At 59.3% G+C, this 23948-nt stretch carries 34 protein-coding genes; 33 read left to right on the plus strand and 1 reads right to left on the minus strand.

Going from position 1 to position 23948, the window contains the following annotated elements; genetic code table 11:
- Positions 1 to 26 precede the first annotated feature (26 nt).
- The 32 genes from fusA (at position 27) to bfr (ending at position 19451) form a co-directional block, all read left to right on the plus strand.
- A complete protein-coding gene (gene fusA / locus NJF35_RS18605) occupies positions 27 to 2159 on the plus strand; it encodes an elongation factor G (protein ID WP_225790921.1) in 2133 nt (710 codons plus the stop codon).
- Positions 2160 to 2189: 30 nt separating this feature from the next.
- On the plus strand, positions 2190 to 3383 hold the full coding sequence (gene tuf, locus NJF35_RS18610) for an elongation factor Tu (protein WP_253079911.1): 1194 nt from the start codon (positions 2190 to 2192) through the stop codon (positions 3381 to 3383).
- 141 nt (positions 3384 to 3524) lie between these two features.
- Positions 3525 to 3836: a 30S ribosomal protein S10 gene (rpsJ, locus tag NJF35_RS18615; protein ID WP_003186070.1), complete on the plus strand. Its 312-nt coding sequence runs from the start codon at positions 3525 to 3527 to the stop codon at positions 3834 to 3836.
- Between the two features lie 80 nt (positions 3837 to 3916).
- Positions 3917 to 4552: a 50S ribosomal protein L3 gene (gene rplC / locus NJF35_RS18620; protein ID WP_225788820.1), complete on the plus strand. Its 636-nt coding sequence runs from the start codon at positions 3917 to 3919 to the stop codon at positions 4550 to 4552.
- 12 nt (positions 4553 to 4564) lie between these two features.
- Entirely contained in the window at positions 4565 to 5167 is a 603-nt protein-coding gene (gene rplD / locus NJF35_RS18625; protein ID WP_225788819.1) for a 50S ribosomal protein L4, read from the plus strand.
- Positions 5164 to 5463, plus strand: a complete 300-nt coding sequence (rplW, locus tag NJF35_RS18630; protein WP_225788818.1) for a 50S ribosomal protein L23 — start codon at positions 5164 to 5166, stop codon at positions 5461 to 5463. The genes rplD and rplW overlap by 4 nt, the downstream gene beginning before the upstream one ends.
- 14 nt (positions 5464 to 5477) lie before the next feature.
- Entirely contained in the window at positions 5478 to 6302 is an 825-nt protein-coding gene (gene rplB / locus NJF35_RS18635) for a 50S ribosomal protein L2 (RefSeq protein ID WP_225788817.1), read from the plus strand.
- 16 nt (positions 6303 to 6318) lie between these two features.
- Entirely contained in the window at positions 6319 to 6594 is a 276-nt protein-coding gene (gene rpsS, locus NJF35_RS18640; RefSeq protein WP_010486981.1) for a 30S ribosomal protein S19, read from the plus strand.
- An 11-nt stretch (positions 6595 to 6605) separates the two neighbouring features.
- Positions 6606 to 6938 carry a 50S ribosomal protein L22 gene (rplV, locus tag NJF35_RS18645; RefSeq protein WP_003304070.1) on the plus strand — a complete coding sequence of 111 codons (333 nt, stop codon included), beginning with the start codon at positions 6606 to 6608 and terminating at the stop codon, positions 6936 to 6938.
- A 13-nt stretch (positions 6939 to 6951) separates the two neighbouring features.
- The gene (gene rpsC / locus NJF35_RS18650; protein ID WP_060392311.1) at positions 6952 to 7638 is read left to right on the plus strand and encodes a 30S ribosomal protein S3; all 687 of its coding nucleotides are present in this window, start codon (positions 6952 to 6954) and stop codon (positions 7636 to 7638) included.
- A 12-nt stretch (positions 7639 to 7650) separates the two neighbouring features.
- Positions 7651 to 8064: a 50S ribosomal protein L16 gene (rplP, locus tag NJF35_RS18655; RefSeq protein ID WP_225788816.1), complete on the plus strand. Its 414-nt coding sequence runs from the start codon at positions 7651 to 7653 to the stop codon at positions 8062 to 8064.
- A complete protein-coding gene (gene rpmC, locus NJF35_RS18660; RefSeq protein WP_002555481.1) occupies positions 8064 to 8255 on the plus strand; it encodes a 50S ribosomal protein L29 in 192 nt (63 codons plus the stop codon). The genes rplP and rpmC overlap by 1 nt, the downstream gene beginning before the upstream one ends.
- A gap of 2 nt (positions 8256 to 8257) precedes the next feature.
- Positions 8258 to 8524: a 30S ribosomal protein S17 gene (rpsQ, locus tag NJF35_RS18665; protein ID WP_031303185.1), complete on the plus strand. Its 267-nt coding sequence runs from the start codon at positions 8258 to 8260 to the stop codon at positions 8522 to 8524.
- Positions 8525 to 8547: 23 nt separating this feature from the next.
- Positions 8548 to 8916 (plus strand): 50S ribosomal protein L14, encoded by a 369-nt coding sequence (gene rplN, locus NJF35_RS18670; RefSeq protein ID WP_225788815.1) that lies wholly within the window; start codon positions 8548 to 8550, stop codon positions 8914 to 8916.
- Between the two features lie 11 nt (positions 8917 to 8927).
- On the plus strand, positions 8928 to 9242 hold the full coding sequence (gene rplX, locus NJF35_RS18675) for a 50S ribosomal protein L24 (protein ID WP_023382629.1): 315 nt from the start codon (positions 8928 to 8930) through the stop codon (positions 9240 to 9242).
- Between the two features lie 20 nt (positions 9243 to 9262).
- Positions 9263 to 9802 carry a 50S ribosomal protein L5 gene (rplE, locus tag NJF35_RS18680; protein ID WP_225788814.1) on the plus strand — a complete coding sequence of 180 codons (540 nt, stop codon included), beginning with the start codon at positions 9263 to 9265 and terminating at the stop codon, positions 9800 to 9802.
- A gap of 13 nt (positions 9803 to 9815) precedes the next feature.
- Positions 9816 to 10121 (plus strand): 30S ribosomal protein S14, encoded by a 306-nt coding sequence (gene rpsN, locus NJF35_RS18685; protein ID WP_225788813.1) that lies wholly within the window; start codon positions 9816 to 9818, stop codon positions 10119 to 10121.
- 209 nt (positions 10122 to 10330) lie between these two features.
- Positions 10331 to 10723, plus strand: coding sequence for a 30S ribosomal protein S8 (gene rpsH / locus NJF35_RS18690; RefSeq protein ID WP_225788812.1), 393 nt, complete (start codon positions 10331 to 10333; stop codon positions 10721 to 10723).
- 12 nt (positions 10724 to 10735) lie between these two features.
- Positions 10736 to 11269, plus strand: a complete 534-nt coding sequence (rplF, locus tag NJF35_RS18695) for a 50S ribosomal protein L6 (RefSeq protein ID WP_225788811.1) — start codon at positions 10736 to 10738, stop codon at positions 11267 to 11269.
- A 10-nt stretch (positions 11270 to 11279) separates the two neighbouring features.
- A complete protein-coding gene (rplR, locus tag NJF35_RS18700) occupies positions 11280 to 11630 on the plus strand; it encodes a 50S ribosomal protein L18 (protein WP_225788810.1) in 351 nt (116 codons plus the stop codon).
- 3 nt (positions 11631 to 11633) lie between these two features.
- Positions 11634 to 12134 (plus strand): 30S ribosomal protein S5, encoded by a 501-nt coding sequence (gene rpsE / locus NJF35_RS18705; protein WP_023382626.1) that lies wholly within the window; start codon positions 11634 to 11636, stop codon positions 12132 to 12134.
- Positions 12135 to 12136: 2 nt separating this feature from the next.
- Entirely contained in the window at positions 12137 to 12313 is a 177-nt protein-coding gene (rpmD, locus tag NJF35_RS18710; protein WP_009397493.1) for a 50S ribosomal protein L30, read from the plus strand.
- Positions 12314 to 12316: 3 nt separating this feature from the next.
- Entirely contained in the window at positions 12317 to 12751 is a 435-nt protein-coding gene (rplO, locus tag NJF35_RS18715; RefSeq protein WP_003257107.1) for a 50S ribosomal protein L15, read from the plus strand.
- A complete protein-coding gene (gene secY, locus NJF35_RS18720; protein WP_225788809.1) occupies positions 12752 to 14083 on the plus strand; it encodes a preprotein translocase subunit SecY in 1332 nt (443 codons plus the stop codon).
- Between the two features lie 28 nt (positions 14084 to 14111).
- Positions 14112 to 14228, plus strand: a complete 117-nt coding sequence (rpmJ, locus tag NJF35_RS18725; RefSeq protein ID WP_011531897.1) for a 50S ribosomal protein L36 — start codon at positions 14112 to 14114, stop codon at positions 14226 to 14228.
- A gap of 131 nt (positions 14229 to 14359) precedes the next feature.
- A complete protein-coding gene (gene rpsM / locus NJF35_RS18730; RefSeq protein WP_003255457.1) occupies positions 14360 to 14716 on the plus strand; it encodes a 30S ribosomal protein S13 in 357 nt (118 codons plus the stop codon).
- Between the two features lie 18 nt (positions 14717 to 14734).
- Positions 14735 to 15124, plus strand: a complete 390-nt coding sequence (rpsK, locus tag NJF35_RS18735; protein WP_003255454.1) for a 30S ribosomal protein S11 — start codon at positions 14735 to 14737, stop codon at positions 15122 to 15124.
- A gap of 15 nt (positions 15125 to 15139) precedes the next feature.
- Positions 15140 to 15760: a 30S ribosomal protein S4 gene (rpsD, locus tag NJF35_RS18740; RefSeq protein WP_084857327.1), complete on the plus strand. Its 621-nt coding sequence runs from the start codon at positions 15140 to 15142 to the stop codon at positions 15758 to 15760.
- 22 nt (positions 15761 to 15782) lie between these two features.
- Positions 15783 to 16784: a DNA-directed RNA polymerase subunit alpha gene (locus NJF35_RS18745; protein ID WP_003255452.1), complete on the plus strand. Its 1002-nt coding sequence runs from the start codon at positions 15783 to 15785 to the stop codon at positions 16782 to 16784.
- 42 nt (positions 16785 to 16826) lie between these two features.
- On the plus strand, positions 16827 to 17213 hold the full coding sequence (gene rplQ / locus NJF35_RS18750) for a 50S ribosomal protein L17 (protein ID WP_043210290.1): 387 nt from the start codon (positions 16827 to 16829) through the stop codon (positions 17211 to 17213).
- A gap of 171 nt (positions 17214 to 17384) precedes the next feature.
- Positions 17385 to 18824 carry a catalase gene (locus NJF35_RS18755; protein ID WP_225788808.1) on the plus strand — a complete coding sequence of 480 codons (1440 nt, stop codon included), beginning with the start codon at positions 17385 to 17387 and terminating at the stop codon, positions 18822 to 18824.
- A 162-nt stretch (positions 18825 to 18986) separates the two neighbouring features.
- A complete protein-coding gene (gene bfr / locus NJF35_RS18760; protein ID WP_225788807.1) occupies positions 18987 to 19451 on the plus strand; it encodes a bacterioferritin in 465 nt (154 codons plus the stop codon).
- 129 nt (positions 19452 to 19580) lie between these two features.
- Here the strand turns inward: bfr and uvrA are convergent, their stop codons facing one another.
- Positions 19581 to 22415 carry an excinuclease ABC subunit UvrA gene (uvrA, locus tag NJF35_RS18765; RefSeq protein WP_225788806.1) on the minus strand — a complete coding sequence of 945 codons (2835 nt, stop codon included), beginning with the start codon at positions 22413 to 22415 and terminating at the stop codon, positions 19581 to 19583.
- A gap of 129 nt (positions 22416 to 22544) precedes the next feature.
- Between uvrA and NJF35_RS18770 the strand changes: the two genes are divergently transcribed.
- Complete coding sequence (locus tag NJF35_RS18770) at positions 22545 to 23939, plus strand: MFS transporter (RefSeq protein ID WP_225788805.1); 1395 nt, start codon at positions 22545 to 22547, stop codon at positions 23937 to 23939.
- The last annotated feature ends 9 nt before the right edge of the window (positions 23940 to 23948 follow it).

A 23948-nucleotide genomic window follows, 5' to 3' on the forward strand; every position in this document is an offset into this window, starting at 1 on the left:
GGCATCAATCTTTTTGCGAGGGCTTTATGGCTCGTACTACAGCAATTAACCGCTACCGTAACATCGGTATCTGTGCCCACGTTGACGCGGGCAAGACTACCACTACCGAGCGGATCCTGTTCTACACAGGCCTGAGCCACAAGATGGGCGAGGTGCATGACGGCGCCGCGACCACTGACTGGATGGTTCAGGAGCAGGAGCGCGGTATCACCATTACCTCCGCTGCTGTCACCACCTTCTGGAAAGGTTCTCGTGGTCAGTACGACAACTACCGCGTAAACGTCATCGATACCCCCGGCCACGTTGACTTCACCATCGAAGTAGAGCGTTCGCTGCGCGTACTCGACGGCGCGGTCGTCGTGTTCTGCGGTACCTCCGGCGTTGAGCCGCAGTCCGAAACCGTATGGCGTCAGGCCAACAAGTACGGCGTTCCACGTGTTGTCTACGTGAACAAGATGGACCGCGCCGGCGCCAACTTCCTGCGCGTTGTCGGTCAGATCAAGAACCGCCTGGGTCACACCCCGGTCCCGATCCAGCTGGCTATCGGTGCCGAGGACAACTTCCAGGGTCAGGTCGACCTGATCAAGATGAAAGCCATCTACTGGAACGATGACGACAAGGGCACCACCTATCGCGAGGAAGAAATTCCTGCCGATATGCTGGAGCTGGCTGAAGAGTGGCGTGCCAACATGGTCGAGTCCGCTGCCGAGGCCAACGAAGAGCTGATGAACAAGTACCTTGAAGAAGGTGACCTGTCCGTCGAAGACATCAAGGCTGGTCTGCGCGCCCGTACCCTGGCAAGCGAGATCGTTCCTGCCGTCTGCGGCTCCTCGTTCAAGAACAAGGGTGTTCCCCTGGTTCTCGACGCCGTCATCGACTTCCTGCCTGCTCCGACCGAGATCCCTGCAATCCAGGGTATCCACCCGGACCACATCGAAGACGAGAACGCTCCGAAAGACGAGCGTCGTGCCGACGACAACGAGCCGTTCTCGGCTCTGGCGTTCAAGATTGCTACCGACCCGTTCGTCGGTACCCTGACCTTCGTTCGCGTCTACTCGGGCGTCCTGAACTCCGGTGACTCCGTCATCAACTCGGTCAAGGGCAAGAAAGAGCGCGTTGGTCGTATGGTGCAGATGCACGCCAACCAGCGTGAAGAGATCAAGGAAGTGCGCGCTGGCGACATCGCGGCCCTGATCGGCATGAAGGACGTCACCACCGGTGAAACCCTGTGCGACGCCGACAAGCCAATCATCCTCGAGCGCATGGACTTCCCGGAGCCGGTCATCTCGGTAGCCGTTGAGCCGAAGACCAAGGCTGACCAGGAGAAGATGGGTATCGCCCTGAGCAAGCTGGCTCAGGAAGACCCGTCGTTCCGCGTCAAGACTGACGAGGAAACCGGTCAGACCATCATCTCCGGTATGGGTGAGCTGCACCTGGACATCATCGTCGACCGCATGAAGCGCGAGTTCAACGTTGAGGCCAACATCGGCAAGCCGCAGGTTTCCTACCGTGAAACCATCACCAAGGACAACGTCGAGATCGAAGGCAAGTTCGTTCGTCAGTCCGGTGGTCGCGGTCAGTTCGGTCACTGCTGGGTTCGCTTCTCGCAGCCTGATGCCGACGAAAAGGGCAACATCACCGAAGGTCTGGTCTTCACCAACGAAGTCGTGGGTGGTGTGGTTCCGAAGGAATACATCCCAGCGATCCAGAAGGGTATCGAAGAGCAGATGAAGAACGGCGTTGTCGCCGGCTATCCGCTGATCGGTCTGAAGGCTACCGTGTTTGACGGTTCCTACCACGACGTCGACTCCAACGAGATGGCGTTCAAGATCGCTGCCTCCATGGCGACCAAGCAACTGGCCCAGAAGGGCGGTGGTAAGGTGCTTGAGCCGATCATGAAGGTGGAAGTGGTGACCCCTGAAGACTACATGGGTGACGTGATGGGTGACCTGAACCGTCGTCGTGGTCTGATCCAGGGTATGGAAGACTCGGTCTCCGGCAAGGTTATCCGTGCTGAAGTTCCGCTCGGAGAGATGTTCGGTTATGCAACCGACGTTCGTTCCATGTCTCAGGGTCGCGCGAGCTACTCCATGGAATTCTCCAAATACGCCGAAGCTCCGTCGAACATCGTCGAAGCGCTCGTTAAAAAACAAGGCTAATCCAGCCCTTTAGGCAAGAGGTTCACTGTCGTGGCTAAAGAAAAATTTGAACGTAACAAACCGCACGTCAACGTTGGCACCATCGGTCACGTTGACCACGGTAAAACCACTCTGACCGCAGCTCTGACTCGCGTCTGCTCCGAAGTCTTCGGTTCGGCCAAGGTCGACTTCGACAAGATCGACTCCGCTCCGGAAGAGAAAGCACGTGGTATCACCATCAACACCGCTCACGTAGAGTACGACTCCAACATTCGTCACTACGCGCACGTTGACTGCCCGGGCCACGCCGACTACGTCAAGAACATGATCACCGGTGCTGCCCAGATGGACGGCGCTATCCTGGTCTGCTCGGCTGCCGATGGTCCGATGCCTCAGACTCGTGAGCACATCCTGCTGTCCCGTCAGGTTGGCGTTCCGTACATCGTTGTCTTCCTGAACAAGGCTGACATGGTTGACGACGCCGAGCTGCTGGAACTGGTCGAGATGGAAGTTCGCGACCTGCTGTCCACCTACGACTTCCCGGGCGACGACACCCCGATCATCATCGGTTCGGCCCTGATGGCGCTGAACGGCGAAGATACCAACGAAATGGGTACCACCGCCGTCAAGAAGCTGGTCGAAACCCTGGACAGCTACATTCCTGAGCCGGTTCGTGCCATCGACCTGCCGTTCCTGATGCCGATCGAAGACGTGTTCTCGATCTCGGGTCGCGGTACCGTTGTAACTGGCCGTGTTGAGCGTGGCATCGTCCGCATCCAGGAAGAAGTCGAGATCGTCGGCCTGCGTCCGACCACCAAGACTACCTGCACCGGCGTTGAAATGTTCCGCAAGCTGCTGGACGAAGGCCGTGCTGGCGAGAACTGCGGCGTTCTGCTGCGTGGCACCAAGCGTGACGAAGTCGAGCGTGGTCAGGTTCTGGCCAAGCCGGGTTCGGTCAAGCCGCACACCAAGTTCACCGCAGAAGTCTACGTCCTGTCGAAGGAAGAAGGCGGTCGTCACACTCCGTTCTTCAAAGGCTACCGTCCTCAGTTCTACTTCCGTACCACTGACGTGACCGGTTCCTGCGAACTGCCGGAAGGCGTCGAGATGGTAATGCCAGGTGACAACATCCAGATGGAAGTCACCCTGATCAAGACCATCGCGATGGAAGAAGGTCTGCGTTTCGCCATCCGTGAAGGCGGTCGTACCGTCGGCGCCGGCGTCGTAGCCAAAATCATCGAGTAATCACTCGATCGGTTGAAAAAGCCCCCGCTCAGCGGGGGCTTTTTTTATTGGGTTGACACTATATAGGGGCGTCTATAGAATCACGCCTCCTTTTAACGGGCGTAGTGCGCCCGGTGGGAACAGCCTGGAGTCTGAAATCCAATGCAAAATCAGCAAATCCGCATCAGGTTGAAGGCATTCGACCATCGCCTGATCGACCAATCCACCCAGGAAATCGTGGAAACCGCGAAACGTACTGGTGCACAAGTGCGTGGTCCTATTCCACTGCCTACCCGCAAAGAGCGGTTCACCGTTCTGGTCTCCCCGCACGTCAACAAAGACGCGCGTGACCAGTACGAGATCCGTACTCACAAGCGTGTTCTGGACATTGTCCAGCCGACGGATAAAACCGTTGACGCGCTGATGAAGCTCGATCTAGCGGCCGGCGTGGAAGTACAGATCAGCCTCGGCTAAGACTTCGGTCTGGTCGTGTAACGCTCTGAAATGGGCGGCCATAGCGGGTGAAAGCCCCGTACACTCATGAGGTTTACAACATGACTATTGGTGTAGTCGGTCGTAAGTGCGGCATGACCCGCATTTTCACCGAAGAAGGTGTCTCCATTCCGGTCACGGTCATCGAGATCGAGCCGAATCGCGTCACCCAGTTCAAAACTGAAGAAACCGATGGCTACCGTGCAGTGCAAGTCACTGTCGGCGAGCGTCGTGCTTCGCGCGTGACTGCCGCTCAGGCTGGTCACTTCGCCAAAGCGAACGTTGCCGCTGGTCGCGGTGTCTGGGAGTTCCGTCTTGAAGAAGGCGAGTTCCAGGCTGGCGACTTGATCAAAGCTGAACTCTTCACTGCAGGCCAGCTGGTAGACGTTACGGGTCAGTCCAAGGGTAAAGGCTTCGCCGGTACCATCAAGCGCTGGAACTTCCGCGGCCAGGACAACACCCACGGTAACTCCGTATCGCACCGCGTCCCAGGCTCCATCGGCCAGTGCCAGACTCCTGGTCGTGTATTCAAGGGCAAGAAAATGTCCGGTCACATGGGCGCCGAGCGCGTGACTGTTCAGTCCCTGGAAGTGGTACGCGTAGACGCTGAGCGCAACCTGCTGCTGATCAAGGGTGCCGTTCCAGGCGCTACTGGCGGCGACGTGGTCGTGCGTCCGGCTGTCAAGGCTCGCGGTTAAGGGGAAACTGACATGCAACTTAATGTAAATGACGCTCAGGCGATCGAAGTTTCCGAACTGACTTTCGGTGGCGAATTCAACGAGACGCTGGTACACCAAGCAGTCGTGGCCTACATGGCCGGCGGCCGTCAGGGCACCAAGCAGCAGAAGACCCGTTCCGACGTGACCGGTGGCGGCAAGCGCCCGTGGCGTCAGAAAGGCACCGGCCGCGCTCGTGCCGGTACCACCCGTGGCCCGATCTGGCGCGGCGGTGGTGTCACCTTCGCAGCTCGTCCTCAGGACCACTCGCAGAAGCTCAACAAGAAGATGTACCGCGCAGCCCTGCGCTCCATCCTCTCCGAGCTGGTACGTAGCGAGCGTCTGGTCGTTGTCCAGGACTTCGCTGTCGAAGCGCCGAAGACCAAGGACCTGCTGAACAAGCTGAACGGCATGGGTCTGAACGACGTACTGATCGTTTCCGACGCCGTTGATCAGAACCTGTACCTGGCTGCTCGTAACCTGCCGCACGTCGACGTACGTGACGTCCAGGGTTCCGACCCGGTCAGTCTGATCGCATACGAGAAAGTGTTGATCACTGTCTCGGCCGTGAAGAAATTCGAGGAGCTGCTGGGATGAACCAGGAACGCGTATTTAAAGTCCTCCTTGGCCCGCACGTTTCCGAGAAGGCTACCGTTCTGGCTGAGAAAAAAGGCCAGTTCGTATTCAAGGTTGCTACCGACGCAACCAAGCTGGAAATCAAGAAAGCTGTCGAAGGCCTGTTCGGCGTCAAGGTCGAGAACGTGACCACCGTCAACGTTCTGGGCAAGACCAAGCGCACTGTACGTGGTCTGGGCAAGCGTAATGACTGGAAGAAGGCGATCGTCTCCCTTCAGCCAGGCCAAGATCTCGATTTCAGCAGCAGTGCTGAGTAAGGAAGGGGTGCATCATGGCAATCGTTAAATGCAAACCGACTTCCCCTGGCCGCCGTTTCGTGGTCAAGGTGGTCAACCAGGAGCTGCACAAAGGCGCTCCTCACGCACCGCTGATCGAGAAGAAATCGAAGTCTGGTGGTCGTAACAACAATGGCCGCATCACCACTCGTCACGTTGGTGGTGGTCATAAGCAGCACTACCGTCTGGTCGACTTCCGTCGCAACGACAAGGATGGCATCCCAGCCACCGTCGAGCGTATCGAATACGACCCGAACCGTACTGCTCACATCGCCCTGCTGTGCTACGCAGACGGCGAGCGTCGCTACATCATCGCGCCGAAGGGCGTGAGCGCTGGCGACCAGCTGATCGCAGGCGCCCTGGCTCCAATCAAGCCGGGCAACTCCCTGCAGCTGCGCAACATCCCAGTAGGTAGCACCGTTCACGGCATCGAACTGAAGCCGGGTAAAGGTGCTCAAATCGCTCGTTCCGCTGGTGCTTCGGCTCAGCTGATCGCTCGCGAAGGCGTCTACGTGACTCTGCGTCTGCGCTCTGGTGAGATGCGTAAAGTGCTGGCCGAGTGCCGTGCGACCCTGGGCGAAGTCTCGAACTCCGAGCACAGCCTGCGCTCGCTGGGTAAAGCTGGTGCCAAACGCTGGCGCGGCGTTCGCCCAACCGTTCGTGGCGTTGCCATGAACCCGGTTGACCACCCGCACGGTGGTGGTGAAGGTCGTACCTCCGGTGGTCGTCATCCGGTATCGCCATGGGGCTTCCCAACCAAGGGTGCGAAGACCCGTGGTAATAAGCGTACCGACAACATGATCGTCCGTCGTCGCAAGTAACTAGAGGGATACGACAGTGCCACGTTCTCTGAAAAAAGGTCCTTTTATCGATCTTCACCTTCTGAAGAAGATCGAAGTGGCGGTGGAGAAGAACGATCGCAAGCCAGTCAAAACCTGGTCGCGCCGTTCCATGATCCTGCCACAAATGGTCGGTCTGACCATCGCGGTACACAACGGTCGTCAGCATGTCCCCGTTCTCGTGAACGAAGACATGGTCGGCCACAAACTGGGCGAGTTCGCCGGTACCCGCACCTATCGCGGGCACGTGGCTGACAAGAAAGCCAAGCGTTAAGGGGTAAGGAAATGGAAGTAGCCGCTAAGTTGTCGGGCGCTCGAATCTCCGCCCAGAAAGCCCGCTTGGTCGCCGACCAGATCCGCGGGAAGAAGGTGGGCGACGCGCTCAACCTGTTGGCCTTCAGCAGCAAAAAAGCCGCTGAAATCATGAAGAAAGTCCTCGAGTCGGCCGTTGCCAACGCCGAGCATAACGAAGGCGCAGACGTTGATGACCTGAAGGTCAGCACCGTTTTCGTCAACGAAGGGCGTTCGCTGAAGCGCATCATGCCGCGTGCCAAAGGCCGCGCTGATCGCATCGTCAAGCGGTCTTGCCATATCACTGTCAAGGTTGCGGACAAGTAACGGAGTCGATCAGATGGGTCAGAAAGTACATCCCACTGGCATTCGCCTGGGAATCGTCAAGGAGCACACCTCCGTCTGGTATGCAGACGGCGCTACTTACGCAGATTACCTGCTCAAGGATCTGAAAACGCGTGAGTACCTCCAGGACAAACTAAAAAGCGCGTCCGTAAGCCGTATCGATATTCATCGTCCGGCTCAAACTGCACGCATCACCATCCACACCGCTCGTCCCGGTATCGTTATCGGCAAGAAAGGTGAGGACGTTGAGAAGCTGCGTCAGGACCTGACCAAGCAGATGGGTGTGCCTGTGCACATCAACATCGAAGAGATCCGCAAGCCGGAACTCGACGCCATGCTGGTTGCCCAGAGCGTAGCCCAGCAGCTGGAGCGCCGCGTAATGTTCCGTCGCGCCATGAAGCGCGCCGTGCAGAACGCCATGCGTATTGGTGCCAAGGGCATCAAGATCCAGGTGAGCGGTCGTCTCGGCGGTGCCGAGATTGCACGTACTGAATGGTATCGCGAAGGTCGTGTGCCACTGCACACCCTGCGTGCCGATATCGACTATGCCACCTACGAAGCCCACACCACCTACGGTGTGATCGGTGTCAAGGTTTGGATCTTCAAAGGCGAAGTTATTGGTGGTCGCCAGGAAGAGCTGAAGCCTCAAGCACCAGCGCCTCGTAAAAAAGCTGCTAAGTAAGGGGTACGCCAAATGTTGCAACCAAAGCGTACAAAATTCCGCAAGCAGATGACCGGCCACAACCGTGGTCTGGCCCTGCGCGGTAGCAAGGTCAGCTTCGGCGAATTCGCCCTGAAAGCTGTATCCCGCGGTCGTCTCACCGCCCGCCAGATCGAGTCGGCACGTCGTGCCCTGACCCGTCACGTAAAACGTGGCGGCAAGATCTGGATCCGTGTATTCCCGGACAAGCCGGTTACCAAGAAGCCTCTCGAAGTGCGTATGGGTAAAGGTAAAGGTTCCGTGGAGTACTGGGTTGCCCAGATCCAGCCAGGCAAGGTCCTGTACGAGATCGAGGGTGTTTCTGAAGAGCTGGCGCGCGAGGCTTTCGCCCTGGCTGCTGCAAAGCTGCCTCTCGCCACCTCCTTTGTTAAGCGGACGGTGATGTGATGAAAGCGAATGAACTTCGTGAAAAATCGGCACAGCAACTGAATGAGCAACTGCTCGGCTTGCTGCGCGACCAGTTCAATCTGCGCATGCAGAAGGCAACTGGCCAGTTGGGGCAGTCGCACCTGCTCTCGCAAGTTAAGCGTGACATCGCTCGCGTGAAAACTGTGCTCAACCAGCAGGCAGGTAAGTGATCATGGCTGAAGCTGAAAAAACCGTCCGTACGCTGACTGGCCGTGTCGTCAGCGACAAAATGGACAAGACCATCACCGTTCTGATCGAGCGTCGCGTCAAGCACCCGATCTACGGTAAATACGTTAAGCGTTCGACTAAGCTGCACGCGCACGACGAAAACAACCAGTGCCACATCGGCGACAAGGTTTCCATCCGTGAAACCCGTCCGCTGGCCAAGACCAAGTCCTGGGCCCTGGTTGAAGTTCTCGAACGCGCTGTTGAAGTCTAAGGGCGAAGGGTCGGAGATATTTTATGATTCAGACTCAATCCATGCTCGATGTGGCCGATAACAGCGGCGCTCGTCGCGTCATGTGCATCAAGGTGCTCGGCGGTTCCCACCGCCGTTACGCCGGCATCGGTGACATCATCAAGGTGACCGTGAAGGAAGCGATTCCGCGCGGCAAGGTCAAGAAAGGCCAGGTGATGACCGCTGTCGTCGTCCGCACCAAGCACGGTGTTCGCCGCGCTGACGGTTCCATCATTCGTTTCGACGGCAACGCTGCTGTTCTGCTGAACAACAAGCAAGAGCCGATCGGCACTCGCATCTTCGGGCCAGTGACCCGTGAGCTTCGTTCCGAGAAGTTCATGAAGATCGTCTCGCTCGCCCCTGAAGTGCTGTAAGGAGATCCGACATGCAAAAGATTCGTCGTGACGACGAGATCATCGTGATCGCCGGCAAAGACAAGGGCAAGCGCGGTAAGGTGCTGAAGGTCCTCGCTGACGACCGTCTGGTCGTTGGCGGTGTCAACCTGGTCAAGCGTCATACCAAGCCTAACCCGATGGCAGGCGTCCAGGGCGGTATCGTCGAGAAAGAAGCGCCTCTGCACGCTTCCAACGTTGCCATCTTCAACAGTGAAACCAACAAGGCTGACCGCGTTGGCTTCAAAGTCGAAGACGGCAAGAAAATTCGTGTCTTCAAGTCGACCCAGAAAGCGGTTGATGCTTGAACACTGCTAGGTAGAAGACAATGGCACGACTGAAAGAGATTTACCGGAACGAAATCGCTCCCAAGCTTAAGGAAGAACTTAAGCTCGCGAACGTGATGGAAGTTCCGCGCGTTACCAAGATCACCCTGAACATGGGTCTGGGCGAAGCGATCGGTGACAAGAAAGTCATCGAGAACGCTGTTGCCGACCTGGAAAAGATCACCGGTCAGAAGCCGGTCGTGACTTTCGCTCGCAAGTCCATTGCGGGTTTCAAGGTTCGTGAAGGTTGGCCGATCGGCGTCAAGGTAACCCTGCGCCGCGACCGTATGTACGAATTCCTGGATCGTCTGCTGTCGATCTCCCTGCCTCGGGTCCGCGACTTCCGCGGCCTGAATGCCAAGTCCTTCGATGGTCGTGGCAACTACAGCATGGGTGTGAAAGAGCAGATCATCTTCCCGGAAATCGACTACGACAAGATCGATGCTCTGCGCGGTCTGGACATCACCCTGACCACCACTGCTCGTACGGATGAAGAAGGCCGCGCCCTGCTGCGTGCTTTCAAATTCCCGTTCCGCAACTGATTGGAGTAGGAAAATGGCCAAGAAGAGCATGAAAAACCGCGAGCTGAAGCGTCAGCTCACGGTAGCCAAGTACGCCAAGAAGCGTGCCGAGCTGAAAGCGATCATCGTCAACCAGGACGTCTCCCCCGAGGAGCGTTTCGCCGCCGTAGTCGCCCTGCAGAAGCAGCCGCGTGACGCCAGCGCCTCGCGCCTGCGCAACCGCTGCCGCCTGACCGGTCGTCCGCACGGTGTCTACCGTAAGTTCGGCCTGGGCCGTAACATGCTGCGCCAGGCTGCAATGCGCGGTGATGTTCCAGGTCTGGTCAAGGCCAGCTGGTAATCGCGGTTGGTGTGATCCCGGCGCAAGGGGAGCAATCTTCCGACCGCCGGTGACCTCGCAACGAAACAAGCCCCTATATGGGGCTTGTTTCGTTTCTGTCTTGTGTCTAGAATGACCGGCTCACCTGAGCCCGGGTTTTTTGCCCTGCCTGCTCGGGTGGTTGTGATAGCCGCAAGGCTAATATTTCTTGTATCAGGAGCATCTAGCCCATGAGTATGCAGGACCCGTTAGCGGACATGCTAACTCGCATCCGTAATGCCCAGATGGCTGAAAAGTCCGTCGTAAGCATGCCTTCCTCGAACCTGAAGGTAGCGGTAGCCAAAGTTCTGAAAGACGAAGGTTACATCGCTGGCTACCAGGTCAGCAGCGAAGTCAAACCCTCCCTGTCGATCGAGCTGAAGTACTTCGAAGGCCGTCCGGTCATCGAGGAACTGAAGCGCGCCAGCCGTCCAGGCCTGCGCCAGTACAAGTCCGTTGCAGACCTGCCGAAAGTTCGTGGCGGCCTGGGCGTGTCCATCGTCTCCACCAACAAGGGTGTGATGACTGATCGTGCTGCGCGTGCTGCCGGTGTTGGCGGCGAAGTTCTCTGCACAGTGTTCTAAGGGGGGATAAGCATGTCTCGCGTCGCTAAGAACCCCGTTAAGCTGCCAGCAGGCGTCGAAATCAAATTCGCCGGCCAGCAGCTTTCGGTGAAGGGTGCCAAGGGCACTCTCGAACTGAACGTTCACTCGTCTGTTGAAGTTATCGAAGAGTCTGGCGAGCTGCGTTTCGCTGCTCGCAATGGTGACCAGCAAGCTCGCGCCATGGCCGGTACCACCCGTGCCCTGGTCAACAACATGGTCCAGGGCGTAAGCCAAGGCTTCGAGCGCAAGCTCCAGCTGGTCGGTGTTGGTTACAAGGCGCAGGCCAAGGGCAATGTCCTGAACCTGGCTCTGGGCTTCTCGCACCCCGTGGACTACGAACTGCCAGCCGGCATCACCGCTGAAACCCCCAGCCAGACCGACATCCTGATCAAGGGTATCGACAAGCAGCTGGTTGGTCAGGTGGCCGCTGAAATCCGCGACTTCCGTCCGCCAGAGCCTTACAAAGGCAAGGGTGTGCGTTACGCGGACGAAGTAGTCCGTCGTAAAGAAGCCAAGAAGAAGTAGGGCCTAGCAAATGACCGACAAAAAAGTTACTCGACTGCGTCGCGCTCGCAAAGCACGCCTGAAGATGCACGAACTCGAAGTCGTGCGTCTGTGCGTGTTCCGCTCCTCGCAGCACATCTACGCCCAGGTCATTTCGGCCGACGGCAGCAAGGTTCTGGCAAGCGCCTCTACCTTGGACAAAGAACTGCGTGATGGCGCCACCGGCAACATCGACGCGGCCACTAAGGTTGGCAAGCTGGTAGCTGAGCGCGCGAAAGCCGCCGGCATCTCTCAAGTTGCTTTCGACCGTTCTGGCTTCAAGTACCACGGCCGCGTCAAGGCGCTGGCCGATGCTGCTCGTGAAGGCGGGCTGGAGTTCTAAGTTATGGCAAATAACGACCAAAAGCGCGACGAAGGCTACATCGAGAAGCTGGTTCAAGTTAACCGCGTTGCAAAAACCGTCAAAGGCGGCCGTATCTTCACCTTCACCGCGTTGACCGTGGTAGGTGATGGCAAGGGCCGTGTCGGCTTCGGCCGTGGCAAGTCGCGCGAAGTACCTGCCGCGATCCAGAAAGCCATGGAAGCTGCCCGTCGCAACATGATCCAGGTCGACCTGAAGGGCACCACCCTGCAGTACGCCACCAAGGCCGCCCATGGCGCCTCGAAGGTCTACATGCAGCCTGCCTCCGAAGGTACCGGTATCATCGCCGGCGGCGCAATGCGTGCTGTCCTGGAAGTTGCTGGCGTCCAGAACGTCCTGGCCAAGTGCTACGGTTCGACCAACCCAGTGAACGTGGTCTATGCCACCTTCAAGGGTCTGAAAGCCATGCAATCTCCTGAGTCCATTGCTGCCAAGCGCGGCAAGAGCGTTGAGGAGATCATCTGATCATGGCAACCGTAAAAGTAACGCTGATCAAAAGCACCGCCGGCCGCCTGCCCAACCACAAGCTGTGCGTTAAGGGCCTGGGTCTGCGCCGCATCGGTCACACTGTAGAAGTCCAGGATACTCCCGAGAACCGCGGGATGATCAACAAGGCTTACTACATGCTGCGCGTCGAGGGTTAATCGATGAAACTCAATGATCTGAGTCCAGCGCCGGGTTCCCGTCGCGAGAAGCATCGTCCGGGTCGTGGTATCGGTAGCGGTTTGGGCAAGACCGGTGGCCGCGGCCACAAGGGTCAGACCTCCCGTTCCGGTGGTTCGATCGCTCCGGGCTTCGAAGGCGGTCAACAGCCGCTGCACCGTCGCCTGCCGAAGTTCGGCTTCGTTTCCCTGAAAGCCATGGACCGCGCCGAAGTGCGTCTGTCCGAGCTGGCCAAGGTGGAAGGCGACGTGATTTCCGTGCAATCCCTGAAGGATGCCAACGTGATCGGCCAGAACGTACAGCGTGTGAAAATCATGCTGTCGGGCGAAGTCACTCGTGCAGTCACCATCAAGGGTATCGCAGCCACCAAGGGTGCGCGTGCGGCTATCGAAGCAGCTGGCGGCAAGTTCGAGGAATAAATGGCTAAGCAAGGTGCTCTCTCTTCGCTCGGTAAGGGCGGGATGTCGGAACTCTGGGCTCGTCTGCGCTTCCTGTTCATGGCGATCATCGTCTATCGGATAGGTGCGCATATCCCGGTGCCCGGCATCAACCCGGACCGTCTGGCGGATCTGTTTCGACAGAATGAGGGGACCATTCTTAGCTTGTTCAACATGTTTTCCGGTGGCGCGCTGGAGCGCATGAGCATTTTCGCACTGGGGATCATGCCGTACATCTCGGCGTCGATCATCATGCAGCTCATGACCGCGGTCAGCCCGCAACTGGAGCAGTTGAAGAAGGAAGGTGAAGCTGGCCGTCGCAAGATCAGCCAGTACACCCGCTACGGCACCGTTATCCTGGCGCTGGTCCAGGCCATTGGCATGTCCATTGGCCTGGCCAACCAGGGCGTGGCGTTTTCTGCGGGCCTGGGCTTCCATGTGGTCGCCGTCTCCACGTTCGTGGCGGGCGCGATGTTCATGATGTGGCTGGGCGAGCAGATCACCGAGCGCGGTGTGGGCAACGGTATCTCGATGTTGATCTTCGCGGGTATCGTTGCCGGTCTTCCGAGAGCAATCGGGCAGTCTTTCGAGTCTGCACGCACAGGCGATATCAACATTTTCGCCCTGGTCGCTATCGGTTTGCTGGCAGTAGCGATTATCGGCTTCGTGGTGTTCATCGAGCGTGGTCAGCGTCGTATCGCCGTTCATTACGCCAAGCGTCAGCAGGGCCGCAAGGTCTTCGCTGCGCAGACCAGCCACTTGCCGCTCAAGGTGAACATGGCAGGGGTCATCCCGGCCATTTTCGCCAGCAGCATTCTGCTGTTTCCGGCTTCGCTGGGTGCCTGGTTCGGTCAGTCCGAAGGTATGGGCTGGCTGCAGGACATCTCGCAGTCGATCGCTCCTGGTCAGCCGTTGAACATTCTGCTGTTTAGTGCAGGGATCATTTTCTTCTGCTTCTTCTACACGGCGCTGATGTTCAATCCGAAAGACGTAGCGGAAAACCTGAAGAAGTCCGGTGCCTTTATTCCGGGTATCCGTCCTGGTGAGCAGTCGGCGCGCTACATTGATGGCGTTCTGACCCGTCTGACCATGTTCGGTGCTCTTTACATGACGGCCGTGTGCCTCCTGCCCCAGTTCCTGGTGGTGGCGGCAAACGTTCCGTTCTACCTTGGCGGGACCTCGTTGCTGATTGTGGTAGTGGTTGTGATGGACTTCATGTCCCAAGTACAATCGCACCTCGTTTCGCACCAGTACGAATCCCTGATGAAGAAAGCCAACCTGAAAGGCTACGGCGGCAGCGGTCTGCTGCGCTGATAGGCCCCTAAGGTTCGAGGAGTCGGTAATGAAAGTTCGTGCATCGGTGAAAAAGCTGTGCCGTAACTGCAAGATTATTCGCCGCGAAGGTATCGTGCGAGTGATTTGCAGCGCGGAACCGCGTCACAAGCAGCGCCAAGGCTGAGTGTGATTCGCGCTTCAAACCCAGCAGCTAGTGCGCTGCTGGGTTGATTATTCGTTTCTACAGCGATATTATCTCGCGCCCTATTTCTTGGCTTCCGGGGCGTAGGTAGCTGTCAATTGGAGTCCCACTGAATGGCCCGTATTGCAGGCGTCAACATTCCAGATAACAAGCACACTGTTATCTCGCTGACCTACATCTATGGTGTCGGTCGCACCACTGCGCAGAAGATCTGTGCAGACGCTGGGGTCAACCCAGCCGCTAAGATCAAGGATCTGAGCGACGAGCAAATCGAAACCCTGCGTGGCGAAGTCGCGAAGTTCACCACCGAAGGTGACCTGCGTCGTGACATCAACATGAAGATCAAGCGCTTGATGGACCTGGGTTGCTACCGCGGCCTGCGTCATCGTAAAGGTCTGCCGGTTCGCGGTCAGCGCACCAAGACCAACGCACGCACCCGTAAGGGCCCGCGTAAGCCGATCCGCAAGTAATCGCCCAGGAATATAGACATGGCAAAACCTGCTGCTCGTCCTCGTAAGAAAGTCAAAAAGACAGTGGTTGATGGCATCGCCCACATCCATGCGTCTTTCAACAACACCATCGTGACCATCACCGACCGTCAGGGCAACGCACTGTCCTGGGCGACCTCCGGTGGTTCGGGTTTCCGTGGTTCGCGCAAATCCACCCCGTTCGCAGCCCAGATCGCTGCCGAGCGCGCTGGTCAAGCTGCGCTGGAATACGGCCTGAAGAACCTCGACGTCAACGTCAAGGGCCCAGGTCCAGGTCGTGAGTCCGCTGTTCGTGCTCTGAACAGCTGCGGCTACAAGATCGCCAGCATCACCGACGTGACGCCAATCCCGCACAACGGGTGCCGTCCGCCGAAGAAGCGTCGCGTGTAATCAGGAGACAGATAAATGGCACGTTACATTGGTCCAAAATGCAAACTGTCTCGTCGTGAAGGCACCGATCTGTTCCTGAAGAGCGGCGTTCGCGCTCTGGAATCGAAGTGCAACATCGAAGCAGCCCCGGGTATCCACGGTCAGCGCCGTGGCCGTCAGTCCGACTACGGCACCCAGCTGCGCGAGAAGCAGAAAGTCCGTCGTATCTACGGTGTTCTGGAACGTCAGTTCCGCGGTTACTACCAGCTGGCAGCCTCGAAGAAAGGCGCTACCGGTGAGAACCTGCTGCAACTGCTCGAATGCCGTCTGGACAACGTCGTTTACCGCATGGGCTTCGGTTCGACTCGTTCCGAATCCCGTCAGCTGGTTTCGCACAAGGCAATCAGCGTTAACGGCAAGACCGTAAACATTCCATCCTACCAAGTTCGTCCGGGTGACGTGGTCGCGGTTCGCGAGAAGTCGCAGAACCAGCTGCGCATTGTTCAAGCCCTTGAACTGTGCGCCCAGCGTGGCCGCGTTGAGTGGGTTGACGTGGATGCTGCCAAGAAGTCGGGCGTTTTCAAGAACGTTCCTGCTCGCAGCGACCTGTCCGCCGACATCAACGAAAACCTGATTGTCGAGCTCTACTCCAAGTAAGGGCTAGAAAATAGGTGCATCCATGCAGATTTCGGTAAATGAGTTCCTGACGCCCCGCCACATCGATGTGCAGGTCGTCAGTCCAACCCGCGCCAAGATCACGCTCGAGCCTCTCGAGCGTGGTTTCGGCCATACCCTGGGCAACGCGCTGCGCCGCATCCTGTTGTCCTCCATGCCTGGCTGTGCAGTAGTCGAGGCCGAGATCGACGGCGTACTCCACGAGTACTCCGCGATCGAAGGTGTACAGGAAGACGTCATTGAAATCCTGTTGAACCTCAAAGGCCTGGCTATCAAGCTGCACGGTCGTGACGAAGTTACGCTGACCTTGTCGAAAAAGGGTTCGGGGGTGGTTACCGCTGCCGATATTCAGCTGGATCACGATGTCGAGATCGTCAACCCCGATCACGTAATCGCGAACCTGGCGTCCAACGGCGCCCTGAACATGAAGCTCACCGTAGCTCGTGGTCGTGGTTACGAGCCGGCCGACTCGCGTCAGACCGACGAAGACGAAAGCCGCAGCATTGGCCGCTTGCAGCTGGACGCCTCGTTCAGCCCGGTGCGTCGTATCGCCTACGTGGTCGAGAACGCCCGTGTTGAACAGCGTACCAACCTGGACAAGCTGGTCATCGATCTGGAAACCAACGGCACCCTGGACCCTGAAGAGGCTATCCGCCGCGCCGCGACCATCCTGCAGCAGCAGCTGGCCGCGTTCGTCGACCTCAAGGGTGACAGCGAGCCTGTCGTAGTCGAGCAGGAAGACGAGATCGATCCGATCCTGCTGCGTCCGGTTGACGATCTGGAACTGACCGTACGTTCGGCCAACTGCCTGAAGGCGGAGAACATCTACTACATCGGCGACCTGATTCAGCGTACCGAAGTAGAACTGTTGAAAACTCCGAACCTGGGCAAGAAGTCCCTGACCGAAATCAAGGACGTCCTGGCCTCTCGTGGTCTGTCTCTCGGCATGCGCCTCGACAACTGGCCGCCTGCAAGTCTTAAGAAAGACGACAAGGCGACTGCCTGATCGTCGTAATCACCGAACGTAGTGTTTGGTAAGGAATGAATCATGCGTCATCGTAAAAGTGGACGTCACCTGAGCCGTACCAGCTCTCACCGCAAGGCCATGTTCCAGAACATGGCAGTGTCGCTGATCGAGCACGAGCTGATCAAAACCACCCTGCCGAAAGCCAAGGAACTGCGCCGCGTTGCCGAGCCGCTGATCACCCTGGCCAAGGAAGACAGCGTCGCCAACCGTCGTCTGGCTTTCGACCGTACCCGTTCGAAAGCTGCCGTTGGCAAGCTGTTCAACGACCTGGGCAAGCGTTACGCCACTCGTCAGGGCGGCTACCTGCGCATCCTGAAGTGCGGTTTCCGCGCTGGCGACAACGCGCCTATGGCGTACGTCGAGCTGGTTGATCGTCCGGTCGGTGGTGCTGTAGAAGCTGCCGAGTAAGACGTCTGTCTGCTGCAAGAAGCCGGGCCTCGTGCCCGGTTTTTTGTGCGCGTATGAATTGTTATTTTCTATCGAAGCGAATGGATCAATGAATTAGTTCTTGTAATACAGCTCGCGGATACTTATCACCAAGCCGATTAGCCGGCAGTTCAAGACCGATAAGGAGAGCCCATGAGCAAGATTCTCACCACCGCCAGCGGTGCACCTGTAGCCGACAACCAGAATTCCCGTTCGGCAGGCCGACGCGGCCCGCTGCTGCTCGATGACATTCATCTGATCGAGAAGCTCGCCCACTTCAACCGTGAGAACATCCCCGAGCGCCGTGTGCACGCCAAAGGGTCGGGCGCCTACGGCACCTTCACCGTCACACGTGACATCACCCGCTACACCAGCGCCAAGCTGTTCGAGCAGGTCGGCAAGCAGACCGAAACCTTCCTGCGTTTCTCTACCGTCGGTGGCGAGCGTGGCTCGGCCGACACCGAGCGGGATCCACGCGGTTTCGCGGTCAAGTTCTATACCGAGGAAGGCAACTGGGACATCGTCGGCAACAATACGCCAGTGTTCTTCATCCGTGACCCGCTGAAGTTCCCGGACTTCATCCACACGCAGAAGCGCCATCCGCAGACCAACCTGAAGAATGCCCAGATGATGTGGGACTTCTGGTCGCATTCGCCCGAAGCGCTGCACCAGGTCACCATCCTCTTCTCCGACCGGGGCATCCCGGATGGCTACCGCCACATGCACGGCTTCGGTAGCCACACCTATAGCCTGATCAGCGCCACCGGCGAGCGCACCTGGGTCAAGTGGCACTTCAAAACCCAGCAGGGCATCAAGAACCTGGCACCGGCCGAGGCAGCGCGCCTGGCGGGCAGCGACCCGGACTACGCCCAGCGTGACCTGTTCGAGGCCATCGAGCGTGGTGACTACCCGCGCTGGACCGTCTGCATCCAGGTAATGAGCGAAGAGGAAGCCGCCAATCGCCAGGAAAACCCCTTCGACGTGACCAAGACCTGGTCGCAGAAGGACTACCCGCTGATCGAGGTTGGCGTGCTGGAGCTGAATCGTAACCCGCTCAACTACTTCGCCGAGGTCGAGCAGGCCGCCTTCGGTCCAAGCAACATGGTGCCGGGGGTCGGCCTCTCGCCGGACCGCATGCTGCAAGGCCGGGTGTTCGCCTATGCCGACGCCCACCGCTACCGTATCGGTACCAACCATCAGCAGCTGCCGGTCAATGCCCCGCGTTGCCCGGTGCACAGCTACCAGCGTGACGGTTCGATGGCCCTGGGCAGCTACGGCAGCGCGCCGAACTACGAGCCTAACAGCTATGGCGATGCGCCGAAGCAGTCGCCTCGTCACGCGGAGCCTGCATTGGCCCTGCAAGGTGTGGCCGACCGCTACGATCACCGCGAGGACGACGACTACTACAGCCATGCCGGGGCGTTGTTCCGCCTGATGGATGCCGAACAGAAGGCATTGCTCATCAACAACATCGCCGGTGCGATGGCAGGCGTCAGCGAGGATGTGGTGCAGCGTCAACTGCAGCATTTCTTCAAGGCCGACCCGGCCTACGGCGAGGGTGTCGCCAAAGCGTTGGGCGTGAATCTCGCCTAACTCGAAGTGATAAGAAGAACCGCCCTCATTTGGGCGGTTTTTCAATGAATATCACTACTGTTTGCCGGTTTTTTTGCATGTTATTGCGCGCTTTTCAGTGACCTTCGGCCAATCCTGGTTCACACTATGTGCTAATAAGGTTCCACTAGGAGAAGCAGGGCGATGCAAGGTCACCCGGACGTAATCGACTACCTCAACACGTTGCTGACGGGCGAACTGGCAGCACGCGACCAGTATTTCATTCACTCGCGGATGTACGAAGACTGGGGCCTGACCAAGCTCTATGAGCGCATCAACCACGAGATGGAAGAAGAGACGCAACACGCCGACGCCTTGATGCGCCGCATCCTGATGCTCGAGGGCACGCCACGCATGCGCCCGGACGACCTGGACGTGGGCACCACCGTGCCGGACATGATCGCTGCCGACCTGCGCCTGGAGTACAAGGTGCGTGCTGCGCTGTGCAAGGGCATCGAGTTGTGCGAGCTGCACAAGGACTACATCAGCCGCGACATCCTGCGCGCGCAACTGGCCGATACCGAGGAAGACCACACCTACTGGCTGGAAAAGCAGCAGGGCCTGATCAAGTCCATCGGCCTGGAGAACTACCTGCAGTCGCAGATGTAAGCCCGGCTGGGATTCCGAGCAGCCTTCCGACCAAGGCCGCTCCCACGAGTATCGCGCCCTCATGATGGGGTGCGCGTTACTCGTGGGAGCGGCCTTGTCGCGAGAGGAGCGCGAAGGCGCCCCTAGGGATCAGGCCCGATCCCGCTCCAGCAGCGGTTTCAGATAGTGCCCTGTATGGGACTGTTTCATCTTGGCCAGCTCTTCGGGCGTACCGCAGGCGATGATCTGGCCGCCTTTCGAACCGCCTTCTGGCCCCAGGTCCACCAGCCAGTCGGCGGTCTTGATCACGTCCAGGTTGTGTTCGATCACTACCACGGTGTTGCCGTGGTCGCGCAGGCGGTGCAGCACGTCCAGCAACTGCTGGATATCGGCGAAGTGCAGGCCGGTGGTCGGCTCGTCGAGAATGTACAGAGTCTTGCCCGTGTCACGCTTGGACAACTCGCGCGACAACTTGACCCGCTGCGCCTCGCCGCCTGAGAGCGTCGTGGCCGACTGCCCCAGCTTGATGTAGGAAAGCCCCACGTCCATCAGCGTTTGCAGCTTGCGCGCCAGGGCCGGCACCGCATCGAAGAAGGCGCGGGCGTCCTCGATGGTCATTTCCAGGACCTCGTGGATATTCTTGCCCTTGTACTTGATCTCCAGGGTCTCGCGGTTGTAGCGCTTGCTCTTGCACACATCGCACGGTACGTAGATGTCCGGCAGGAAGTGCATCTCCACCTTGATCAGGCCATCGCCCTGGCAGGCCTCGCAGCGGCCACCCTTGACGTTGAACGAGAAACGCCCCGGGCCGTAGCCGCGGGCACGGGACTCCGGCACGCCGGCGAACAGCTCGCGGATCGGGGTGAAGATGCCGGTGTAGGTCGCCGGGTTGGAACGTGGCGTGCGGCCGATCGGGCTCTGGTCGATGTCGACCACCTTGTCGAGGTGCTGCAGCCCGTCCAGGCTGTTGTGCGGTGCCGCCTCCAGGCTGGTGGCGCCATTGAGCGCGGTGGCTGCCAAGGGGAACAGGGTATTGTTGATCAGCGTCGACTTGCCCGAGCCGGAAACCCCGGTGACGCAGGTCAGCAGGCCGATCGGGATTTCCAGGTCGACGTTCTGCAGGTTGTTGCCACGCGCGCCCTTGAGTTTCAGCGACAGCTTCTTGTTGCGTGGTGTGCGCTTGGCCGGGACGATGATCTTCTTGCGCCCGGACAGGTACTTGCCGGTGAGGGAGTCGGGGTGCGCCATGACTTCCTCGGGCGAGCCTTCGGCAACGATCCGCCCACCATGCACACCCGCGCCCGGGCCGATGTCCACCACGTAGTCGGCCAGGCGGATGGCGTCCTCGTCATGCTCCACCACGATCACCGTGTTGCCCAGGTCGCGCAGGTGGTTGAGGGTTGCCAGCAAGCGGTCGTTGTCGCGCTGGTGCAGGCCGATGGACGGTTCGTCGAGGATGTACATCACGCCCACCAGGCCCGCGCCGATCTGGCTGGCCAGGCGGATGCGCTGGGCCTCGCCGCCGGACAGGGTCTCGGCGCTGCGGTCCAGGGTCAGGTAGTCGAGGCCGACGTTGACCAGGAACTGCAGGCGCTCGCAGATTTCCTTGAGGATCTTCGCCGCGATCTCGCCGCGCCGGCCGGTCAGGCTCAAGCTGTCGAAATAGTCGCTGGCCTCGCCGATCGGCAGGTTGGTGACCGCCGGCAGGGTCTTCTCGCCCACCCACACATGACGCGCTTCACGACGCAGGCGGGTGCCGCGGCAGTCCGGGCAGGGCTGTGTGCCGAGGTACTTGGCCAGCTCCTCGCGCACGGTGGCCGACTCGGTTTCCCGATAGCGTCGCTCCAGGTTCGGCACGATGCCTTCGAACGGGTGCGAGCGCTTGACGATGTCGCCACGGTCGTTGAGGTACTTGAAGTCGACGCTCTGCTTGCCGCTGCCGTGCAGGATGACCTTCTGGTGCTCGGCCGACAGCTCGCCGAAGGGCTCTTCGAGGCTGAAGCCATAGTGCGCGGCCAAGGAGCCGAGCATCTGGAAGTAATAGACGTTGCGCCGGTCCCATCCGCGGATGGCACCCTCGGCCAGGGTCAGTTCATTGTTGACCAGGCGCTTGGTGTCGAAGAACTGCTTGACCCCCAGGCCGTCGCAGGTCGGGCAGGCGCCGGCCGGGTTATTGAAGGAGAACAGCTTCGGCTCCAGTTCGCTGATCGCATGGCCGCACACGGGGCAGGCGAAGCGCGCGGAGAAGATCATCTCTTCGCCTGCTTCGTCGTCCATCGGCGCTACCAAGGCGATGCCGTCCGCCAGCTTGAGCGCCGTCTCGAACGACTCGGCCAGGCGCTGCTGCAAGTCTTCGCGGACCTTGAAACGGTCCACCACCACATCGATGCTGTGCTTTTTCTGCTTGTCCAGCTTGGGCAACTCGTCGAGCTCGTAGAGCTTGCCATTGACCCGGGCGCGGACGAACCCCTGCGCACGCAGCTCGTCGAACACCGCCAGGTGCTCGCCCTTGCGCTCGCGCACCACCGGTGCCAGCAGCATCAACTTGCTGCCCTCGGGCTTTTCCAGCACCAGGTCGACCATCTGGCTGATCGTTTGCGCCTCCAACGGAATGTCGTGGTCCGGGCAGCGCGGCGTGCCGACCCGTGCATAGAGCAGGCGCAGGTAGTCGTAGATCTCGGTGATGGTGCCGACCGTCGAGCGCGGGTTGTGCGAAGTCGACTTCTGCTCGATGGAGATGGCCGGCGACAATCCTTCGATGGTGTCGACATCGGGCTTTTCCATCATCGACAGGAACTGCCGGGCGTAGGCCGACAGCGACTCGACGTAACGGCGCTGGCCTTCGGCGTACAGGGTGTCGAAGGCCAGGGACGACTTGCCGGATCCGGACAGGCCGGTGATCACGATCAGCTTGTCACGCGGCAGGGTCAGGTCGATGTTCTTCAGGTTGTGGGTACGTGCCCCACGGATCAGGATCTTGTCCACTAAGGCCTCGCTCGGCGGGCATAAACAAGGAAGTATAAGGCGCGCGGCCAGTACGCGGCAAAGCGTCGCGCAGATGCCGTCAAGCCGTCGGACTGATAGAATCGCCGCCGGTTCACACGAGGTTAATCCATGCACGACACTCACAACGAACGCATGAGTGGCAGCGAAACCCGCGCCGCAGGCGGCCTGGCCCTGGTCTTTGCCTTTCGTATGCTGGGCATGTTCATGGTCTTGCCGGTGCTGGCGACCTACGGCATGGACCTGGCTGGCGCGACGCCCGCGCTGATCGGCCTGGCCATCGGTGCCTACGGGCTGACCCAGGCCGTGCTGCAGATACCGTTCGGGGTGATTTCCGACCGCATCGGGCGCCGCCCGGTGATCTACCTGGGGCTGGTGATCTTCGCCCTGGGCAGTGTGCTGGCAGCCCAGGCCGACTCGATCTGGGGTGTGATCGCCGGGCGTATTATGCAAGGTGCCGGGGCCATTTCCGCGGCGGTGATGGCACTGCTTTCCGACCTCACCCGCGAGCAGCACCGGACCAAGGCCATGGCCATGATCGGCATGAGCATCGGCCTGTCGTTCGCCGTGGCCATGGTCGCCGGCCCATTGCTGACACGTGCCTTCGGCCTGTCAGGATTGTTCCTCGTCACCGCCGGGCTCGCTCTGGTCGGCATCGGCCTGATCGCCTTCGTCGTACCCCATGCCCATGGTGCCTTGCAGCACCGGGAGTCGGGGGTAGCGCGCCAGGCACTGGGCCCGACACTGCGTCATCCGGACCTGTTGCGCCTGAACGTGGGCATTTTTGTCCTCCATGCCATCCTCATGGCCAGCTTTGTCGCGCTGCCCCTGGCGTTCGTCGAGCGCGGAGGCCTGCCCAAGGAGCAGCACTGGTGGGTCTACCTGACCGCTTTGCTCGTCTCATTTTTTGCAATGGTCCCGTTCATTATCTACGGCGAAAAAAAGCGCAAGATGAAACGCGTGTTGCTTGGCGCGGTCAGTGTATTGCTGGTGGTCGAGCTGTTCTTCTGGCAATGGGCTGACAACTTGCGCGGACTGGTGATTGGCACCGTGGTATTCTTTACTGCCTTCAACCTGCTGGAGGCATCCTTGCCTTCGCTGGTCAGCAAGGTGTCGCCCGCCGGCGGCAAGGGGACGGCCATGGGGGTCTATTCCACCAGCCAGTTCCTTGGTGCTGCCCTGGGAGGAATCATCGGTGGCTGGTTGTTCCAGCACGGTGGCCTGGGCATGGTGTTCCTCGGTTGTGCAGGCCTGTGTGCCGTGTGGCTGGTCACTGCGTTGCGCATGAACGAGCCGCCCTACGTGACCAGCCTGCGCATGTCGCTGACGCCAGAGGCGGTCCGGGAAGCCGGGCTGACCGAACGCCTGATGGCCGTGCCGGGTGTGACCGACGCCGTGGTGGTGGCGGAAGAAGCCGCCATCTACATCAAACTGGATACGAAAATTTTGGACCGTGCGACCCTGGAGCGTCTGGTGAATCCGGCCTCTTCGGCGTGCGAAGCCTAGGAGAACGTT

Source organism: Pseudomonas guariconensis (assembly GCF_024127895.1).
Taxonomy (GTDB): Bacteria; Pseudomonadota; Gammaproteobacteria; order Pseudomonadales; family Pseudomonadaceae; genus Aquipseudomonas; species Aquipseudomonas guariconensis_B.

What these genes read in the sequence shown, in the direction of transcription:
- rplN (WP_225788815.1), top strand. Translation starts at nt 8,548, where the DNA reads ATGATTCAGACTCAATCCATGCTCGATGTGGCCGATAACAGCGGCGCT.
- rplO (WP_003257107.1), top strand. Translation starts at nt 12,317, where the DNA reads ATGAAACTCAATGATCTGAGTCCAGCGCCGGGTTCCCGTCGCGAGAAG.
- rpsN (WP_225788813.1), top strand. Translation starts at nt 9,816, where the DNA reads ATGGCCAAGAAGAGCATGAAAAACCGCGAGCTGAAGCGTCAGCTCACG.
- NJF35_RS18755 (WP_225788808.1), top strand. Translation starts at nt 17,385, where the DNA reads ATGAGCAAGATTCTCACCACCGCCAGCGGTGCACCTGTAGCCGACAAC.
- rpsM (WP_003255457.1), top strand. Translation starts at nt 14,360, where the DNA reads ATGGCCCGTATTGCAGGCGTCAACATTCCAGATAACAAGCACACTGTT.
- rpsD (WP_084857327.1), top strand. Translation starts at nt 15,140, where the DNA reads ATGGCACGTTACATTGGTCCAAAATGCAAACTGTCTCGTCGTGAAGGC.
- rplX (WP_023382629.1), top strand. Translation starts at nt 8,928, where the DNA reads ATGCAAAAGATTCGTCGTGACGACGAGATCATCGTGATCGCCGGCAAA.
- rpmD (WP_009397493.1), top strand. Translation starts at nt 12,137, where the DNA reads ATGGCAACCGTAAAAGTAACGCTGATCAAAAGCACCGCCGGCCGCCTG.
- rplV (WP_003304070.1), top strand. Translation starts at nt 6,606, where the DNA reads ATGGAAGTAGCCGCTAAGTTGTCGGGCGCTCGAATCTCCGCCCAGAAA.
- rpsJ (WP_003186070.1), top strand. Translation starts at nt 3,525, where the DNA reads ATGCAAAATCAGCAAATCCGCATCAGGTTGAAGGCATTCGACCATCGC.
- NJF35_RS18770 (WP_225788805.1), top strand. Translation starts at nt 22,545, where the DNA reads ATGCACGACACTCACAACGAACGCATGAGTGGCAGCGAAACCCGCGCC.
- rpmJ (WP_011531897.1), top strand. Translation starts at nt 14,112, where the DNA reads ATGAAAGTTCGTGCATCGGTGAAAAAGCTGTGCCGTAACTGCAAGATT.
- rplW (WP_225788818.1), top strand. Translation starts at nt 5,164, where the DNA reads ATGAACCAGGAACGCGTATTTAAAGTCCTCCTTGGCCCGCACGTTTCC.
- rpsQ (WP_031303185.1), top strand. Translation starts at nt 8,258, where the DNA reads ATGGCTGAAGCTGAAAAAACCGTCCGTACGCTGACTGGCCGTGTCGTC.
- rplE (WP_225788814.1), top strand. Translation starts at nt 9,263, where the DNA reads ATGGCACGACTGAAAGAGATTTACCGGAACGAAATCGCTCCCAAGCTT.
- rpmC (WP_002555481.1), top strand. Translation starts at nt 8,064, where the DNA reads ATGAAAGCGAATGAACTTCGTGAAAAATCGGCACAGCAACTGAATGAG.
- bfr (WP_225788807.1), top strand. Translation starts at nt 18,987, where the DNA reads ATGCAAGGTCACCCGGACGTAATCGACTACCTCAACACGTTGCTGACG.
- rplB (WP_225788817.1), top strand. Translation starts at nt 5,478, where the DNA reads ATGGCAATCGTTAAATGCAAACCGACTTCCCCTGGCCGCCGTTTCGTG.
- rpsH (WP_225788812.1), top strand. Translation starts at nt 10,331, where the DNA reads ATGAGTATGCAGGACCCGTTAGCGGACATGCTAACTCGCATCCGTAAT.
- fusA (WP_225790921.1), top strand. Translation starts at nt 27, where the DNA reads ATGGCTCGTACTACAGCAATTAACCGCTACCGTAACATCGGTATCTGT.
- rpsE (WP_023382626.1), top strand. Translation starts at nt 11,634, where the DNA reads ATGGCAAATAACGACCAAAAGCGCGACGAAGGCTACATCGAGAAGCTG.
- rplQ (WP_043210290.1), top strand. Translation starts at nt 16,827, where the DNA reads ATGCGTCATCGTAAAAGTGGACGTCACCTGAGCCGTACCAGCTCTCAC.
- rplR (WP_225788810.1), top strand. Translation starts at nt 11,280, where the DNA reads ATGACCGACAAAAAAGTTACTCGACTGCGTCGCGCTCGCAAAGCACGC.
- rplC (WP_225788820.1), top strand. Translation starts at nt 3,917, where the DNA reads ATGACTATTGGTGTAGTCGGTCGTAAGTGCGGCATGACCCGCATTTTC.
- NJF35_RS18745 (WP_003255452.1), top strand. Translation starts at nt 15,783, where the DNA reads ATGCAGATTTCGGTAAATGAGTTCCTGACGCCCCGCCACATCGATGTG.
- rpsC (WP_060392311.1), top strand. Translation starts at nt 6,952, where the DNA reads ATGGGTCAGAAAGTACATCCCACTGGCATTCGCCTGGGAATCGTCAAG.
- rplD (WP_225788819.1), top strand. Translation starts at nt 4,565, where the DNA reads ATGCAACTTAATGTAAATGACGCTCAGGCGATCGAAGTTTCCGAACTG.
- rplF (WP_225788811.1), top strand. Translation starts at nt 10,736, where the DNA reads ATGTCTCGCGTCGCTAAGAACCCCGTTAAGCTGCCAGCAGGCGTCGAA.
- rpsK (WP_003255454.1), top strand. Translation starts at nt 14,735, where the DNA reads ATGGCAAAACCTGCTGCTCGTCCTCGTAAGAAAGTCAAAAAGACAGTG.
- secY (WP_225788809.1), top strand. Translation starts at nt 12,752, where the DNA reads ATGGCTAAGCAAGGTGCTCTCTCTTCGCTCGGTAAGGGCGGGATGTCG.
- rplP (WP_225788816.1), top strand. Translation starts at nt 7,651, where the DNA reads ATGTTGCAACCAAAGCGTACAAAATTCCGCAAGCAGATGACCGGCCAC.